Consider the following 16,043-nt stretch of genomic DNA (forward strand, 5'->3'; position numbering starts at 1 on the left):
CTCCGTTCGACTTGCATGTGTTAGGCACGCCGCCAGCGTTCATCCTGAGCCAGGATCGAACTCTCACGTTAAAATAAGTTCAATTCCAGCCAGAACTAAAACGTTAGCTTTCGTTCTGTCCGTTATTACTTTTGGTTTGTTACTTCTGAATAATTCTCTTGGAATTTTTCAGGGTTGCATTACTGTTTATTTGTCAAGGTGCTTTGTTATCACTGCCTCAGCGACAGCTTATTTAGAATAGCATAGGTGATTTGGCATGTCAACTACTTTTTTTAATTCTTTATAAAAGTTTTTTGAATGTAGCCAAAAAGCTGATTCCAAGCGGCAATTGCAGGTCCAAAAAGATCAAATCCTGTAATGAATTCCACAATATAAATTATAATAGCAGCTTCGATTCCACCAAGAACTCCTCCAAGGAGTCTGTCAAGCCCTCCTAAAATCGGTATCTCTTTTACCTTGCGAAGCGCACCGGCCAGGGCTGTCATAAGACTGTAAACCAGGAATGCTGCCACCAGGTATCCGATCTTGGGGATAACCTCGCCGAACTTGCTACTAAGTACGCTGCCTGTAATACTCATAAGATAGAACACAGCGATGTAAGATGCTATTACAGCAATAAGGCCTGCTGCTTCCGCAAACAGGCCATTATTTGTTCCATATGAGATTCTCCACAGAAACAGACAGACCACAACGACGGTGATCACTATCTGTGAAATTTCCAAACTCATCTGTTTCTCCTATTTTAGATTCATGGTAACCACACTGTTTGCAGTCACCAATGTAAATTTACTTCTGACGCCGGTAGGAACCATAGTCCTTACCGGAACTTCAAACTTGTCATGGTACTTAACGTGTCCGTTCATATCCATGATAAGGCACTCGTCTTCATTATAAATGATGATCTGTTTGTTATTGAAAATGATCTCAGAGCACTCCATATCAAAGTAAGTAGTAAGTACGCTCTCGCCCTTATCATTGTACACCTGAAGTCTGTACGCTCCGTCGGTAGTACTGTTAGGGAACACAAGGCCAACGTATGACTCGCTGTTAAACACAGACTTTATCTGTTCTTCGCCGGTAAAATAATCCGCCTGACTGACAGGCTTCTGATCTCCCGTATAGAACATTACTCTGTCATCGGATACAGCAAAGCAGGAGCTCGTATTCATGAACTGAACATAAGGAACCACTACTCCCGGATATTCATATCCGCTTGCATAGTTGTCTATAGAGTTCTGTCCTACAGAACCAAAGTTGAAGAACGCAACACTGGTCTTAAGGGCACCCTCGTCGGGATACAGATAGGATACGCACACAAGCTCTGCGTTTGGCGAGATGCTAATGTCAATCGGGTATCCGCTGTCCTTCATGGTTGTCTTAAAGTTGGCAATGGTATTGCCCTGTGCATCATAAAGGTAGATCCAGGTAACATCCGTTCCATCAAGAACTACTGCCACAACGCCCTGGGATGATACACAGAAATCTCTGATAGGAAGATTGGTATCAATAACTCCCATGGAACCCGATGTATTGTTGACATAAATATTGTGGCCGTTGTAGTCACCCACCGCCACCACCGAGCCACATGTCCTTGCTATAGGGTTCTGCATCTCATAGGTCTGATTCCAGAGAACCTGTCCCGATGGATTAATGCAGCTCACACCATCCTTACTGTACTGAATGACATGTCCGCCAAGTCCCAAAACTTTCGAGTCCAGTCCGTTGGTTATCGGCGCTTCATTCTCAAGAAGAGCCTCCGAATATTCCTTATCTCTCCAGCTAAGATAGATCAGCGCAACAAGCAGTACGACTACCAAGGCAATGCCGGCGGTCCTGAACAAGACCGCCAGCTTGTGATTTCTTATCTTTTCCTTATAAGAAGGTTCGTCTTCGGAAGACCTCTGACTATAATTCCCGTTATTAACTTTTTCTGCATATGAGGCAAAATCACGTACTTCAGCCAAATGCCAACCTCCAAACGATATCCTTTATTTCTTTATACAAACTGATAAACAGTCTTTGTATCATACTCTCTGTCAGGTCCAAATACACAGTCAGGGAATCCGGCCTCATTGATTGAGTTTGGATAGAACTGTGTCTCAAGGCAGAATCCGTCTCTTGGCACATAAGCCTTTCCACCCTTGCCATTTGGATGCTTCAGGAAATTACCTGCATAGAGCTGGAATCCGGGAAGGTCTGTTGAGCACTTCATTGTGATTCCTGTTGCAGGTGCTGTTACCTCGCAGAAAACCTTCATTGATCCGTCAGCGCCGTCAATAGCATAGTTGTGATCGTATCCGCCAACAAACTTAAGCTGCTCATTGTCTGCGTTTATGTCCTTGCCGATTGTCTTGGCAACTCTGAAATCAAAAGGTGTTCCCTCTACAGAAGCTATCTCACCGGTAGGAATAGCTGCTGAATCAATAACAGGTGTGTAATGTGACGTGTACATCTTCATGACATGGTCAAGACAGCTTCCTGAACCCTGACCTGCCAGGTTAAAGTACGCATGGTTTGTCATGTTGATGAGAGTCTTGGCATCACTTGTAGCATGGTAGTGAAGCTCAAGAGCATTGTCATCTGTAAGTGTGTATGTGAGCTTAAACTCTCTGTTTCCGGAAAATCCCAGGTCTCCGTCGTCAGCCTTAAGTGTGAAGGTAACGAAATTCTCGCCCTCTTCCGCGTCCCATACTCTCTTGTGGAAACCATTATTCATATCGGTATGAAGATTGTTGGGTCCATCGTTGATGGGAAGGATAAACTCTTTTCCATCAATTGAATACTTGGCATTGGCAATTCTGTTTGCTGTAGGTCCTACAGTAGCACCGAGGAAGCAGTCGTTTCCAAAGTACTCCTTGTAGTCATCATAGCCAAGAACAACGTCAACCTTCTCGCCGTTCTTGTCAGGTACAAAGATATTTCTGATAGTACAACCGTAGTTGAGAACGCATACCTCAACACCGGACTGGTTGGTCAAATGATACACGTAAATAGGTGCACCACTTGGAGCCTCTCCCCAAAACTCTCTTTTTACTGCCATTTGTGACCTCCTTAATCGCTTGCGCCACGCCTTATAGCTCTGTTCTTCCCTCAAGAGCACGAAGGAGCGTGACTTCATCAATGTATTCCAAGTCGCCCCCGACAGGTACTCCGCTGGCTATCCTTGTAACCTTGATGCCTGTGGGTTTGACAAGTTTACTGATATACATAGCTGTTGTTTCACCTTCAAGGGATGAGTTCGTGGCGATGATCACCTCGTCAACATCCTCTTCCTGAAGCCTCTTCATAAGCTCAGTGAGTCTGATATCTCCGGGTCCTATTCCAAGCATCGGAGAAATCGCCCCGTGAAGTACGTGGTAAACGCCCTCGTACTTGCCGGTTTTCTCATAGGCCGCCAGGTCCCTTGCATTCTCCACAACCATGATCGTGTGATGATCGCGGTTCTGGTTACTGCAGATAGGGCATATATCCTCGTCGGTTAGCGTACAGCATACCTCGCAATAGTGCACGTTCTCTCTGGCATCCACGATAGAATCCGCCAATTTCTTAACTCTGTCCTTGGGCAGATTTATCAGGTAAAAAGCCAGTCTCTGAGCGGACTTGCCCCCGATTCCCGGGAGGGCTGCCAGTTCTTCAATTAAACGGTTGATATGTCCGCTGTATAATTCCATTAAAATCCAAGGCCTCCGCCTAATCCGCCTGTCATCTTATTCATCATTGCGCCGCTGGCTTCATCCGCCTGCTTCATAGCCTCGTTGACAGCTGCAACGATCATATCCTGGAGCATCTCCACATCATCGGGGTCAACTGCATCGGGTGAGATTGTGATGCTCTTTAAAGTCTTATTTCCCATAACGGTAGCCTCTACAGCTCCGCCACCTGCCTTGGCAGTAAACTCCTTGGTCTCGAGCTCTTTCTGGCTCTCCTCCATCTGGCGCTGCATTCTCTGCGCCTGCTTCATAAGGTTCTGCATGTTACCGGGCATTCCGCCGCCGGGAAATCCGCCTCTTTTTGCCATTGTTAATTCTCCTCTTCTTCATCTTCTGTTACAACATCAAAATTGATGGATTGTAAGTTTACGTAATTCTCCTCGAAATTCTGGGTGGGTTCGAGGAATCTGGCCTCATACTCAACGTGTTTGCCGATTATGGCATCCAGCGTATCCTGGAACTCCTGCACAAACTCTCCGCTTGAGTATTTGTCTGCCAACTGTTTATTATCAAAAACCACCTGAAGTCTGTCATCATTGCCAAGGCTAAGCTTAGCTCTCTGCATGTAAGTCTTCATGGGGTTACCCATTCTTGCTACGGCCTGTGGCCAGCTTTTAACAAGCTTTTGTATATCTTCCGGAACAGCCCTCTCGAGGGTCTTCTTCTCTTTTACCACCGGCGAAGCCGCCATACCTGTGCCGCCTGCTGATGCCACTGCGATTTGTCCCGTCTGGATTCCGCTAAGGACTTTGCTGTTCTTCTCATCGTGTTCCTCCAAGATCCTGAGCCTGTCTTCGAAGGAGTCCTGTTCGTCCTTGTCCATCTGCGGTTTGCAGAGTCTTATGAGGGTGATCTCTATGAGTATCCTCTTCTGTGTCGCATACCTGATGTTTGCGCTCAGTTCGGAAAAGATCCTTATGAATCTTAAAATTGCGTCGCTGCTTACACCTGCTGCCTGTTCCTTAAGTGTCTTAAGGTTGTCGGTTGAAATATCAACTACGTCCTCCATCTGATCGGAGGCTTGTACCAGCATGAGATTTCTGAGATACCAAACAAAGTCGTTAACAAACTGTGTGAGCTCCCTGCCCTGGATAACTACATCCGACAGGATTGTCAGAGCCTTGTTTACATCCTGCTCATAGAGCGCGGAAAAGAGATTGCTGAATACCTCAGTGTCTACCGCTCCCAGAACTCCCAGGACCTTGTCATAGGTGAGCTCTTCGCCGTAGTTAAAGGCTATGCACTGATCAAGAAGACTAAGGGAATCTCTCATGGATCCGTCCGCAGTCTTGGCGATGTATCTAAGCGCCTTGTCCTCAACCTTAATACCCTCTGCGTCAACTACTGTTCTAAGTCTTCCCTCGATATCATCAATGGTGATCCTGTGGAAGTCGTATCTCTGGCACCTTGAGAGAATAGTGATGGGGATCTTGTGGACCTCCGTGGTTGCCAGGATGAACAGAACGTATTCCGGTGGCTCCTCAAGGGTTTTCAGGAGCGCGTTAAAAGCACCGGCGGATAACATGTGTACCTCGTCGATGATGTAAACCTTCTTTTTGCCTCTGGTTGGGGAGTAGGAGACCTCGTCGATGATCTCTCTGACATTATCAACGCCGTTGTTGGACGCAGCATCGATCTCTATGACGTTCATGCTGTTACCGGCAGCGATCTCCTTGCACATAGCGCATTCACCGCAGGGGCTTCCGTCCACCGGGTGCTCGCAGTTAACCGCCTTGGCCAAAATCTTTGCAACAGAAGTCTTACCTGTTCCACGAGTTCCGCAGAACAGGTAAGCATGTCCAACTCTGTCCGATCTGATCTGATTCTTGAGCGTTGTAATTATATGATCCTGGCCTTTGACATCCTCAAAGACCGGGGGTCTGAATTTCCTGTATAGTGCTACATAACCCATTGTAAAAAACTACTCCAACAAAACTTTAAATCACTTAATCCCCGAAGCATACACCAAGCATCTTGGCTTCCTTGATGATGCTGGCATCCGGCGAAACGTATTTGAGCTTACCGGCGATCTCGGAAAGAGGTACCTTAACGATCTCCCTGTTCTTGTAAGCTACCATGAAGCCGTATTCCTTGTTAAGGATGAGCTGTCCGGCTTCTGCTCCGAGTCTTGATGCAAATACACGGTCATAAGGATCCGGAGCTCCGCCCCTCTGCATGTGTCCGGGAACGGTTACTCTTACCTCATGTCCTGTCTTTTTCTGAATTGCTTCTGCTATCTCGTAGGATACTGAAGGATACTTGTAGTTAGCCATCTTCTCTTTGTATTCCTTCTTGGAGAGCTTGGCGTCCTTCTTGGAGATAGCGCCCTCTGCAACAGCGATGATGGTAAATCTGCTGCCTCTTGCATCTCTTGCCTCGATGGCGTCGCAGATCTTGCCGATGTCATAAGGAATCTCAGGGATAAGGATAACGTCTGCACCGCCGGCAAGGCCTGCGTTCAGAGTAAGCCATCCAACCTTATGTCCCATAACTTCGATGATGAATACACGGCCATGGGAGTCAGCTGTTGTATGGATATTATCAATAACATTGGTTGCAACGTCAACGGCGCTCTGGAAACCAAAGGTCATATCCGTGCCCCAAAGGTCATTATCAATTGTCTTCGGAAGAGATACTACATTAAGTCCCTCTTCTGAAAGGAGGTTAGCGGTCTTCTGTGAGCCGTTTCCTCCGAGAACTACAAGGCAGTCCAGCTGAAGCTTGTAATAATTCTGCTTCATAGCCTCTACCTTATCAAGTCCGTTCTCATCAGGTTCTCTGATCGTCTTAAAAGGCGTTCTGGAGCTACCAAGAATAGTTCCGCCCTTTGTCAGGATTCCTGAAAAGTCCTTGGAGGTAAGCATTCTGAAATCGCTGTAGATGAGTCCTCTGTAGCCGTTCTTGAAGCCATAGAACTCAACTTCCTCTCCACTGTGCGCAATACACTTAACAACGCCGCGCATTGCTGCATTCAAAGCCTGACAGTCACCACCGCTAGTCAACATACCAATTCTCATCATGTGAAAAAGGCCTCCTTTGAATATTCAAATTTGTAAATGCACACTACTTGTAATTATACATTAATACAGTACATACTGCCAAGTAATCCGGTTGACTACAGTTCATTAAAAAAGTATAATAAAAAACGCTTCGGAGCATCGTCCGAAGCGCTTGGAGACGTATCAAAGTGGTCGTAATGAGGCGCACTCGAAATGCGTTTGTCCTCCGGGGCACGCGGGTTCGAATCCCGCCGTCTCCGTTTTTATCCAATAAAAGCTCCCACAATCTGTGGGAGCTTTAACTTTTTTATTTAGAATGTGTATTTAAGTACCAACTCGCTTAAGGCTCTGTAGGTTCCTCTGGGAACCGAAAATTCTTTTCCGTTCTCCATAACAACCGAGTCCTTAGTAATCTTTAAAACTCTCTTGAGATTTATAATGCTCTTGACTCCCATGGCATAGAAATGGGGATAATCAAGACTCTCCTGCAGCGCCTGCATAGTACTTCTTATCAGGAAGCTGTCATCGCGGATCACAATCCTCTTGTAATGATCCTCCGACTCCACATACAGAATATCATCCACCAAAACCTTGTGGACCTCTCCGCTCTCTCTGAAGGTTAAATAGTGATCTTCCTCTTCCTCAGTACAAACCCTGTCCATGGCTTCAAAGAATTCTTCCTGCAATATGGGCTTTTCCAGATAATGAGCAGCATGGATCCTGAAGGCGTCCTTGTAGAAGGCATTTGAGGATGTCATGAAAATGATATGGGCATTCTCATTGTTCTTCATTATTGTCTCAGCCAGCTCTATACCGTTGATCTTATCAATATAGATGTCCAGCAAAAAGATATCGTAGACCTTCTTTTCCATCGCCCCCAGGAGATCTAAGGACGTGTTAAAGATATCCACGCTAAATTCAAGGCCGCTGTGAGCTGCCTTATATTTTTCCAAAAGCTCTGCCGCCTCAGCAGCAGAGCTTTTCTCATCATCACATATAGCCAGTTTGTACATATAACCCCCGGATCGTCAGCCCTTAAAATCTATGGACTGCCCAATACTCTTTTCATATGGCGTCTGAACAGAATCCGCTCTCAGACTGAAATTATAATTCTCGATCTTCTTGACCAGTTCCTCCACGGAATCCGCCTGCAGGATAACGTAGTCATCGTCGTCATCAGGCACCTTGTCGGATTTATCGAGATGCCCTTCCCGGAGCTTCTCCATCTGCTCCTTTTTGGCTTCCTTCTTGGCCTCAGCCTTCTCAGCAGCCTTTTTCTCTGCTCTCTTTGCAGCAAGCTTCTCAGTCATATTCTGATTGGACTTGCTCATCACAGCAAAGAACGAAGCTGTTCCGTTGTCATTAACCTGCATTCCGATGGTCTTAACACCGGGCTGATTAGCCATAACGGACTTAAGCTGTGGCATCTGTGACTGAGCCTTTGCAATAAGGCCTTCGTATTTTGCACGATAATTTTCATCAGTGGCCATTCTCTCGATCTTCTCTTCATCGATGAGAACTACCATTCTGTTAGCATTGCCATAGGAACTGGCATTCTGCTTAGCGACTTCCTTCATGTCTTTACTGACAAGAACAAAGTCCATGCCTGAATATTTTTTCTTAAGTTCTTCGTAGTATTTAGCACCGGCTTCACTTAGCTGGGGCTTTCCGACAGTTTTGCCGTAGTTACCGGTCTTTCCTGTACTCTGAGTTTTATTAGCCTCAAGAGCAGCGCCGGTATTTGCAGCAGTGATCTCAGAAATATTGCTCATGGTTCCCTCCTTTTTTCGAGTATAGTCTCGCTAGCATCCTTGCTATCAAATCAATTATTCTACCTTGTCACCTGTCTTGGCATCGTATGTTGATGACTCCAGCACTTCACCTGTCTCATACAATACCTTTGAGAATGTTATCTCATTTTTCTTTTTGTCATACTCTGTCTTATATGTATATCGGACATTTTCATCAAGAACTTCACGGTCTCCTATCCACATTGGGCAGAAAAATTCAAATCCGTCTCCCGACTGAACATCCACCATCTTGTTGGAAACCTCTACGGATACGCCCTCATCTGTTAAAAGAGTGTGCTCAAAGTCGCCATAATCTCCAATCTCGGCGTCTTCTCTTCCGATAGTACTGAGATACTCCTCAGCGTAAGCTCTATCCTGCTTGTTCAGCTCATTTCTGTCATCATCCTCGATGGTGATGCATCTGCTCCAAAGTTTCTCAGGGAAGTTCTCCTTGATGGAATCTACAAAGTTGCTTCCGTCTTCAGCCTCTTCGATTGAGATGAATTCATAGGTTCCGTCATCATTGGCCTTAACTGTTACGACTGCAGGGATAACACCTGAACCTGCGCATCTTACAAAATTGCCGTCCTGGAACTCGTAAGCTCCGAAGGTCTCAAGTACATAGCACTTTATCTCGCCGTTCTCATCAGGTTCTTCCTTGTCCATAAGTATATGGCCCTCGCCCTGAGTCTCGCCTGCCTTATAAAGATTGTTGATAGTTATAAGAATTCCGTTTCCGATGGTCTCATCGAGATCTGCTGTGATGAGCGGATCTGACACTTCCTCTGTTGCCGCATCTGAAGGCTCCTCCACCGGTACCTCTACGCTGGCCTCCTCAGTTGATGCCTCTGTAGTGGTTTCGGGCACTTCTTCTACAGGTACATCCTTTTTACCACAACCTACCATCATGGCAGCTGATAAAACTGTGATCATTAATACCGCCAAAAGTCTGTTTTTCATAATTTACCCTCCTCTAGGTAATTTCAATTATATAAAGAAATTACCCTTATTTCCATAAACCTGATATAAAATAAATCAGCGCAGACCAGGTATAGACAGAGTAAAAATGCCCCTTGTCATCTACTCCCTTCTTCAAAAGCTCTTTTGCCTTATCCTCATTTACCAGTTCGAACCCGTCAAAGCATTCCTGACCAAGGGCGCCGGTCTGATCCAGCATATCAAGGTTATCAAGATGGAGCTTAACGCAGACAAGGCCGTTGCTCTCATCTGTCATACCGGGCGAGCTGAACAGAAGCGGATTTATAACAAAGAGTTCATCCCTGTTTTCATCCACCACAATTCCCGTCTCCTCGAAGATCTCACGCTTTGCTGTCTCGATCAGGGGATTTTCTTTTTCTTTATCCTCAGGATCCACAAGTCCTGCAGGAACACTTAGAAGTAGCCTTCCTGTGGGATATCTGAACTCATAGGAGAAAAGAAGCTGTGGCTCTTTGCCGGGAAGCTCCACGATAACAACGCAGCTTACGGCGTCCGGGATCATGGCCTTAAACTCGTCCTCGCTCATAGGCGCAACCAGATTTTCGAGCGATCTTCTTGAGGCATCAAAATAGTGCTTTCCCTCTTCGTACTTTAAGTCGTATACCCGGAGAAACTTCTTGTCTACTACATTCTCAACACATTCCTTTGTGATCTTTGGCATTTTGTTTGTTTCCATAATTGTCCCCTTTTTGCATAAAAGCCCCATAGTTCCTAGAACCATGGGGCTTGTTTGTGCCTTTGATTACTTAACTGTAACCTTTGTGATGTGAGGATTTGCACCCTCGTACCAGTAGAGGAATCCCTCCATATCTACAGTCTGACCGATCTCAAGGCCCTGAACTGCCTTGTAAACCTCTGTGTCAGCGCCGCAAAGGTAAGACTCTACTGTAAATGTATAGGTCTGGCCGTTAACAGAAGCGTTGAAGTAAAGGTCATCACCCTCTGTTCCTGAGCCGTCCCACTTGTAAAGATAAGCTACATCAGCTCCGTTTGCATCCTTTGAAGGCTCGATTGTAAGGCCCTTGAACGCAGCAAAAACGTTCTGCTTCTCAACAAGCTCATCCTTGCCAAGAAGTCCTGTAACGTCCTGTGCCTTAGCAACATAGGTGTCACCACTCTCGATCTCGTAAGTTGCGTCAACGATCTCAACTTCGCCTGACCACTCTGACTTGTAACCTGTAACCTTGATCTTTGTTCCGGGAACAAGCTTGTTGTACTCATCCTCTGTGCAAGGAAGCTCATAGATGAAGTATCCGCCGTCGGCATCCTGAGTGTAGATGGTTGCCTTGTTCTCCCACCATGACTGCTTAGCCTGAACATAAGTCTCAACAACTACTTCAGAATCAAGCTCAGCTGCTGCGTATTCAGCGTATGTCATAACGCCCTCGCTCTTAGCTGACTTGCCACTTCCTGAAGCCCCGCATGCTGCAGTCGACAGAGCGACTACCATAGTAAGTACTACTGCCAATGTCTTTTTCATAATTTTTCTCCTTTTGTGTGTGCTACTGTTTTAGCAAAATGATTATAGCACATTATTTTTTCTTGTTGTATTTCCTAAAGGCGACAAGGCCTATCAAAGCCCACGCCAATACGAGCACTGTTAAAAGAGCTTTCGACGCACCGGGAAGTGGTCCTAAGTCTTTTTTCTCTCCGGAAGCACCACCTGCGCTCTTCTGATCCAAGTGATATAGCGACTTAACCTCTTTGTACTGAGCTTCTATAAAGGAGTCATCAACAGTCTTTTTTCTGCGAACGGACTTTGTCACGTTTTCTATGAGCTGTCCCGCCGCGTCCCTGACTGAAGCTGAGCCGTTAAACACCTCAGTTACGAAGGTGTTTTTTGTATTATCCATAAGAAGCTTAACAGCCTCGATCTTTACATCATAGTGTTCGGAGTTGTCCTCTCCCTCTTTTGCCAGATACTCCTGATACTCAGGGCTGTTCTGTGCCTTAGTGGTCACAGGAATATACCCTTCAGTCTTTGAGTAGGCTATCTGTACCTCGTTTGTCAAAAGATATTGTGCAAACATCCAGGATGCCAGAACCTGCTGTGGGTCTTTCTTATTGAAGATACAAAGAGAAGGGCCCTGGGAGATCATCTTAAGATCCGAAGCATTATACTGCGGAACGGGCAACACTTTAGTTTCAAAATCCACAACCTTATCCGGTGCGATATCAAGAAGAGGTGCTTTGCTGCCCATCCAGGTTGAGCCTGCAGTTGAGTCGATGGCAAAGATGCACTGTCCGGCATTTAAAAAGTTTGCCGGATATCCGGATATCTTGAAGGTGGAAAAAGCCCCGGTTTCTGTGTGCTGCGCTACGGTCTTCAAGATGTCTTTTGTCTCGTCATTAAAAAGAAGGGCGTTTCCGTCACTGTCGGTATAAGGCGCACCTTCCTGCCTTAGCATTGTGATCAGCATGTTGTCCGTGGACTTGTAGATCACAGGGATCATGACGTTCTGTCCGTTTACTTTGTAGGTACCGTCATCGTTTTTCTCTGTAGCTGCCTCGGCCACCTCCCACATGAAGTCCCAGGTAAGGACTTCGGGAAGGGTAAAGCCAAGCTTCTCCACATAGGTTTCATTTACGTAACAGGCCTCAGTAGATCTCATAAAAGGAAGTGCATAGTGGCTTTCACCGATGATTCCCTCGTCAAGGAACTCGGTTACGATCTCTTCCTTCCCGGGGGAGTCGTATTTAAGCTCGCTCCCTCCAAGGCCGTACCTGGCATCTGCCATGAGGTCATCAAGTGGTACCACAACGTTATTGCCCGTCAGATACGTGGCGATGTGGTCCGGATAAGTTATGCAAACATCCGGAGTTGTGCCTGTTGAAATGTTGGTAATAACATCGTTGTATATCTTTCCGTAATCGGTGTAGAGACGCAGATTTACAGTGATGTTTGGATATAGCTTCTCAAAATCCTCTATGGCCTGCGCGTAAATCCTGCTCTGCACAACGTTAGTGTCGTTCTTGGCCCAGAAGGTGATCTGTATTTGTTTGTTTTCATCAAAGCTCTCGGGAATCTCAAAAGCTTTGTTAGCCTTGGCTCCATGGCATCCGGTAAGCAGCATCGCACCTGCTGCCATCGCCATCGCCATAACTCTAATCTTCTTCATACTGTTCCTCACACAAGCTCAGCCCTTGGTTCCGCCGCGAGCTACACCCTCCATTATCTTCCTCTTGAAGATCAGGAAAAGAACTACCAGAGGGAGTGAGATCACTACAACCGCCGCCATCATGGCAGGTACGTTTTCTCTTCCGAAGCCGTTTTCTCTGATCTCCTGGATTCCGTTGGATACCAGGAAGTAATTCTTGTCATCGGTAATGAGTCTTGGCCAGACGTAGCTGTTCCAGCACTCAATAACTTTAAGGATAATGATGGTCACCAGCGTTGGCCTTGATATCGGGATCATTACCCTGAACAGGTATCTCATATCCGAGGTCCCGTCCACCTTGGCTGCCTTGTAAAGCTCCTCCGGGATCAGCTCGAAATTCTCCTTGAGCAGATAAATATAGAACACCGAAGTTACCGACGGCAGGATAAGACCCAGATAAGTATTGCGCAGATCCAGGTTTGTAATGGTAACGAAATTCGTTATGATGACCAGCTCATTAGGTATCATCATGAGAGAAAGAAACATCGAAAAGACAATGTCTTTTCCCTTAAAATCAAGTCTCGCGAAAGCAAAAGCCGCAAAGATAACGACAATCATCATAAGACCGGTGGTGACTACGGTAAATATCAGGGTGTTCAGGAAGTACCTGGCAAGAGGCACTGCCGTGAAGGCCTGAATATAGTTCGCCGTTGTGGGACTTAAGGTATAAAACTTCGGGATGTACTCAGAGTTGTACGCTCCATAGCTCTTTACCGAAGTAAGTATCATCCAGTAGAACGGGAACAGCACCAAAAGCGCCCAGAGCGCCAGGAAAAAGTAGCGCAGCGCTGTTCTTGCAGCCTCTTTTATTCTGCTTTCTCTCTCAAGTTTTTTTACTTGCGTTTTGTCCATTTATACAGGTTCCTCTTAAAGCTCTTTTAATTGTAGAACACAGTCTTCCTGCTGACCATGAGGTTGATGGTGGTGATGGTGAATACGATGGCAAACAGTATCAGGGCTGCTGCCGATGCAAAGGACGGATATCCGCCGCTGTTGCCGTAGAGCATGTCGTAGACGTAGCCCACGATGGTATTCATACCCGCTGCATTAAGGTCAGTTCCAAAAAGAGCCACCTCATCGCTGTAGGCTTTGAACGCTCCGATAAATCCTGTGATCACCAGGTATAAGACCATGGGCGATATCATCGGAAGCGTGATCTTGTAGAAGATCCTGAAGGGCGATGTGTTGTCCACCTTGGCAGCCTTGTAATACATCGGGTTCACCGATGCCAGGGCGCTGGTCAGGATCAGGATCTTGAAGGGCATAACGATCCAGATGGTGTAAAAGCACATGACGAACATCTTGGCCCAGTAGGGACCGTCGATGAAGTCCACGCCCTTTCCGCCAAAGAACTGTATCAGTATATTTACAAGGCCGTCGGAGTAAGGAGTCTTCTTAAAGAGGATCATGAAGACAAGTCCCACAGCCAAAGTATTTGTCACATAGGGGAGAAAATAAACCGTCTGGAAGAAATTCCTGATGTACCTTATCTTACTGAGTTCCAAGGAAATCAAAAGAGCGATTCCGGTAGAAAGCGGAACCGTAATGATAACGATAATGAAGGTGTTCTTCAGGGCCTGAATGAAGTACGGGTCGTGAAGAACATAGTTGTAGTTATAAAGCCCAACGCCGAAATAGCTCTGGGATGCGAAGTTATAGCCCTCTTCAAAGGAATAGATGAAAACATCCACAAGAGGGTAAACCATAAATACCAAAAGAAAGGCCAGCGCAGGAAGAAGACACAGCCAGGCCGTCAGATTCTTTTTCATGACTTAATCCGTATCCTTTCCTCACTGATCCTGTCGAATAATTTAACTTTAAAAGGCTTAAGGGAGAATCTCACGATTCCATCTACCGGCGTAACATCTTCTTCCGAAGGTATGATCGCCCTTATGTTCTCGCCCTCAAAAAGCTTGTGCGATGCGATAACACTGGTATCGCGACCCATTACTTCCCTGTCGATAAATGTGCATGATAAAGGTCCGTCAGGGTCAACAATAAAGCCCTCAGGTCTTACTGCAACGAAGACGTCTCTATCCCCTGCCCCCTTGGCATCCATTACAGCCTCGTCTCCGATGTACACTTTTTCACCCTTTATGGTGCCTTCGAACACGTTGATCTGCGGAGTTCCAAGGAACATGGCAACAAACAGGTTCTCCGGCTCGTCGTAGACTTCCTGGGGCTTGCCCATCTGCTGAAGAACGCCGTCTTTCATAACAACGATTATATCCGAGATACTCATGGCCTCTTCCTGGTCATGGGTTACAAACACAGTAGTAATGCCTGTTTTAACCTGGATGCGCTTTATTTCTTCTCTGGTCTTGAGCCTTAATCTCGCATCAAGGTTTGAGAGGGGCTCATCCAACAAAAGAACTTTAGGAACCTTTACCAGTGCTCTGGCAATGGCCACTCTCTGCTGCTGTCCGCCGGACATCTCATTGGGTTTTCTGTCGAGAAGTGCCTCAATCTGAACAAGCTTTGCAGCTGCCTGGACCTTCTCTTCCATTTCTTCCTTGGAGAGCTTTTTGTCTCCGCGAAGGTTCTCAAGAGGAAATCTGATATTCTGCCTTACGGTCAGATGCGGATAGAGGGCGTAGTTCTGGAAAACCAGTCCCACTCCCCTGTTCTCGGGTTCAAGGTCCGTAACATCAAGGTCCTCGAAATATATTCTTCCTTCCGTGGGCTTCTCAAGTCCGCAGATAAGATTCAGCGCGGTACTCTTTCCGCAGCCGGAAGGCCCCAAAAGCCCCACCAGTTTGCCATCCGGAATCGTGAAGTTGAAGTCAGAGACAGCAACCACCTCATCTTTTATCTTCCTATTCCTGTTGGGAAACCTCTTAGTGAGGTGCTCAAATACTATTTTCATACTCTCCCCTCAGATCTGGTGTCTTACAACCTTGTACTCATCGCCGTCCTGGTAATAAGGGCACTCCTTATTATTGCCGGACATGAGCCTGTAGTAATCGTCCTCATCCATGTTCACCATGCAGGTGTAACACTCCCAGTCCTCATCATACACATAATTTGCGCAGCTGTCGCAGATCATACAAAATCCTCTCTCATGGGATTAAAGATATCCAGAAGGATTCCGGCTTCAAGACATACACATCCGTGAACCACATCGTTCATCTTGAGCATGGTGTCTCCGGCTTCCACAATCTTTTTTACCCCGTCAATCTCAAACTCAAATTTGCCGCTTACTATATAGGTGATCTGGGTATGTGGGTGGTGGTGAAGCGCTCCTACTGCGCCTTTCTCAAAGGTGTTCTCAACACACATGAGGTCCTTGCTATATGCAAGAACGCGCCTTACCACGCCGTTTCCCTGATCCTCTGCCTTAACATCCTTATGAAATACCCATCTCTCGTCTATCATTTTCTCATCCTC

Annotated in this window: 18 protein-coding genes, 1 tRNA gene and 1 rRNA gene; 1 reads left to right on the forward strand and 19 read right to left on the reverse strand. The window is 46.3% G+C overall.

What is annotated here, in order from left to right; genetic code table 11:
* The 8 genes from G589_RS0104695 to G589_RS0104730 form a co-directional block, all read right to left on the reverse strand.
* Nucleotides 1-71, reverse strand: a 16S ribosomal RNA gene (locus G589_RS0104695); the annotation flags it as partial.
* 201 nt (nt 72-272) lie between these two features.
* On the reverse strand, nt 273-728 hold the full coding sequence (locus tag G589_RS0104700; protein WP_026521272.1) for a CvpA family protein: 456 nt from the start codon (nt 726-728) through the stop codon (nt 273-275).
* A gap of 9 nt (nt 729-737) precedes the next feature.
* A complete protein-coding gene (locus G589_RS0104705; protein ID WP_026521273.1) occupies nt 738-1,964 on the reverse strand; it encodes a DUF5711 family protein in 1,227 nt (408 codons plus the stop codon).
* Nucleotides 1,965-1,996: 32 nt separating this feature from the next.
* Complete coding sequence (locus tag G589_RS0104710; protein ID WP_026521274.1) at nt 1,997-3,040, reverse strand: aldose epimerase family protein; 1,044 nt, start codon at nt 3,038-3,040, stop codon at nt 1,997-1,999.
* Nucleotides 3,041-3,071: 31 nt separating this feature from the next.
* Nucleotides 3,072-3,671, reverse strand: a complete 600-nt coding sequence (gene recR, locus G589_RS0104715; protein WP_022767760.1) for a recombination mediator RecR — start codon at nt 3,669-3,671, stop codon at nt 3,072-3,074.
* A complete protein-coding gene (locus tag G589_RS0104720; protein WP_022764712.1) occupies nt 3,671-4,018 on the reverse strand; it encodes a YbaB/EbfC family nucleoid-associated protein in 348 nt (115 codons plus the stop codon). Before G589_RS0104720 ends, recR begins: the two co-directional genes overlap by 1 nt.
* 2 nt (nt 4,019-4,020) lie before the next feature.
* Entirely contained in the window at nt 4,021-5,622 is a 1,602-nt protein-coding gene (gene dnaX, locus G589_RS0104725) for a DNA polymerase III subunit gamma/tau (protein ID WP_026521275.1), read from the reverse strand.
* Between the two features lie 34 nt (nt 5,623-5,656).
* Complete coding sequence (locus G589_RS0104730; RefSeq protein ID WP_022767762.1) at nt 5,657-6,730, reverse strand: 6-phosphofructokinase; 1,074 nt, start codon at nt 6,728-6,730, stop codon at nt 5,657-5,659.
* 153 nt (nt 6,731-6,883) lie between these two features.
* Here G589_RS0104730 and G589_RS0104735 point away from each other — a divergent pair.
* A tRNA-Ser gene (locus G589_RS0104735) sits at nt 6,884-6,969 on the forward strand.
* Between the two features lie 51 nt (nt 6,970-7,020).
* Here the strand turns inward: G589_RS0104735 and G589_RS0104740 are convergent.
* From G589_RS0104740 to G589_RS0104800, 11 genes are all read right to left on the reverse strand, one after another.
* Nucleotides 7,021-7,722 carry a LytR/AlgR family response regulator transcription factor gene (locus G589_RS0104740; RefSeq protein WP_026521276.1) on the reverse strand — a complete coding sequence of 234 codons (702 nt, stop codon included), beginning with the start codon at nt 7,720-7,722 and terminating at the stop codon, nt 7,021-7,023.
* Nucleotides 7,723-7,737: 15 nt separating this feature from the next.
* Entirely contained in the window at nt 7,738-8,481 is a 744-nt protein-coding gene (locus G589_RS0104745) for a DUF6033 family protein (protein ID WP_026521277.1), read from the reverse strand.
* Nucleotides 8,482-8,535: 54 nt separating this feature from the next.
* Nucleotides 8,536-9,459 carry a hypothetical protein gene (locus G589_RS0104750; RefSeq protein ID WP_026521278.1) on the reverse strand — a complete coding sequence of 308 codons (924 nt, stop codon included), beginning with the start codon at nt 9,457-9,459 and terminating at the stop codon, nt 8,536-8,538.
* Nucleotides 9,460-9,505: 46 nt separating this feature from the next.
* The gene (locus G589_RS0104755; RefSeq protein ID WP_242826419.1) at nt 9,506-10,174 is read right to left on the reverse strand and encodes an NUDIX hydrolase; all 669 of its coding nucleotides are present in this window, start codon (nt 10,172-10,174) and stop codon (nt 9,506-9,508) included.
* 66 nt (nt 10,175-10,240) lie between these two features.
* Nucleotides 10,241-10,978 carry a hypothetical protein gene (locus tag G589_RS0104760; protein WP_026519041.1) on the reverse strand — a complete coding sequence of 246 codons (738 nt, stop codon included), beginning with the start codon at nt 10,976-10,978 and terminating at the stop codon, nt 10,241-10,243.
* Between the two features lie 52 nt (nt 10,979-11,030).
* Nucleotides 11,031-12,617, reverse strand: a complete 1,587-nt coding sequence (locus G589_RS0104765) for an extracellular solute-binding protein (RefSeq protein ID WP_035775419.1) — start codon at nt 12,615-12,617, stop codon at nt 11,031-11,033.
* 18 nt (nt 12,618-12,635) lie between these two features.
* Nucleotides 12,636-13,508: a carbohydrate ABC transporter permease gene (locus G589_RS0104770; RefSeq protein WP_026519043.1), complete on the reverse strand. Its 873-nt coding sequence runs from the start codon at nt 13,506-13,508 to the stop codon at nt 12,636-12,638.
* 26 nt (nt 13,509-13,534) lie between these two features.
* Nucleotides 13,535-14,425 carry a carbohydrate ABC transporter permease gene (locus G589_RS18915; RefSeq protein ID WP_035775422.1) on the reverse strand — a complete coding sequence of 297 codons (891 nt, stop codon included), beginning with the start codon at nt 14,423-14,425 and terminating at the stop codon, nt 13,535-13,537.
* A complete protein-coding gene (locus G589_RS0104790; protein WP_026521281.1) occupies nt 14,422-15,522 on the reverse strand; it encodes an ABC transporter ATP-binding protein in 1,101 nt (366 codons plus the stop codon). Before G589_RS0104790 ends, G589_RS18915 begins: the two co-directional genes overlap by 4 nt.
* Nucleotides 15,523-15,531: 9 nt before the next feature.
* Entirely contained in the window at nt 15,532-15,702 is a 171-nt protein-coding gene (locus G589_RS22075; protein ID WP_022767772.1) for a DUF6472 family protein, read from the reverse strand.
* Nucleotides 15,699-16,031, reverse strand: coding sequence for a cupin domain-containing protein (locus G589_RS0104800; protein WP_026521282.1), 333 nt, complete (start codon nt 16,029-16,031; stop codon nt 15,699-15,701). The genes G589_RS22075 and G589_RS0104800 overlap by 4 nt, the downstream gene beginning before the upstream one ends.
* Between the last annotated feature and the right edge of the window lie 12 nt (nt 16,032-16,043).

The sequence above is a fragment of the Butyrivibrio sp. VCB2001 genome (genome assembly GCF_000423965.1).
Lineage (GTDB): Bacteria > Bacillota > Clostridia > Lachnospirales > Lachnospiraceae > Butyrivibrio.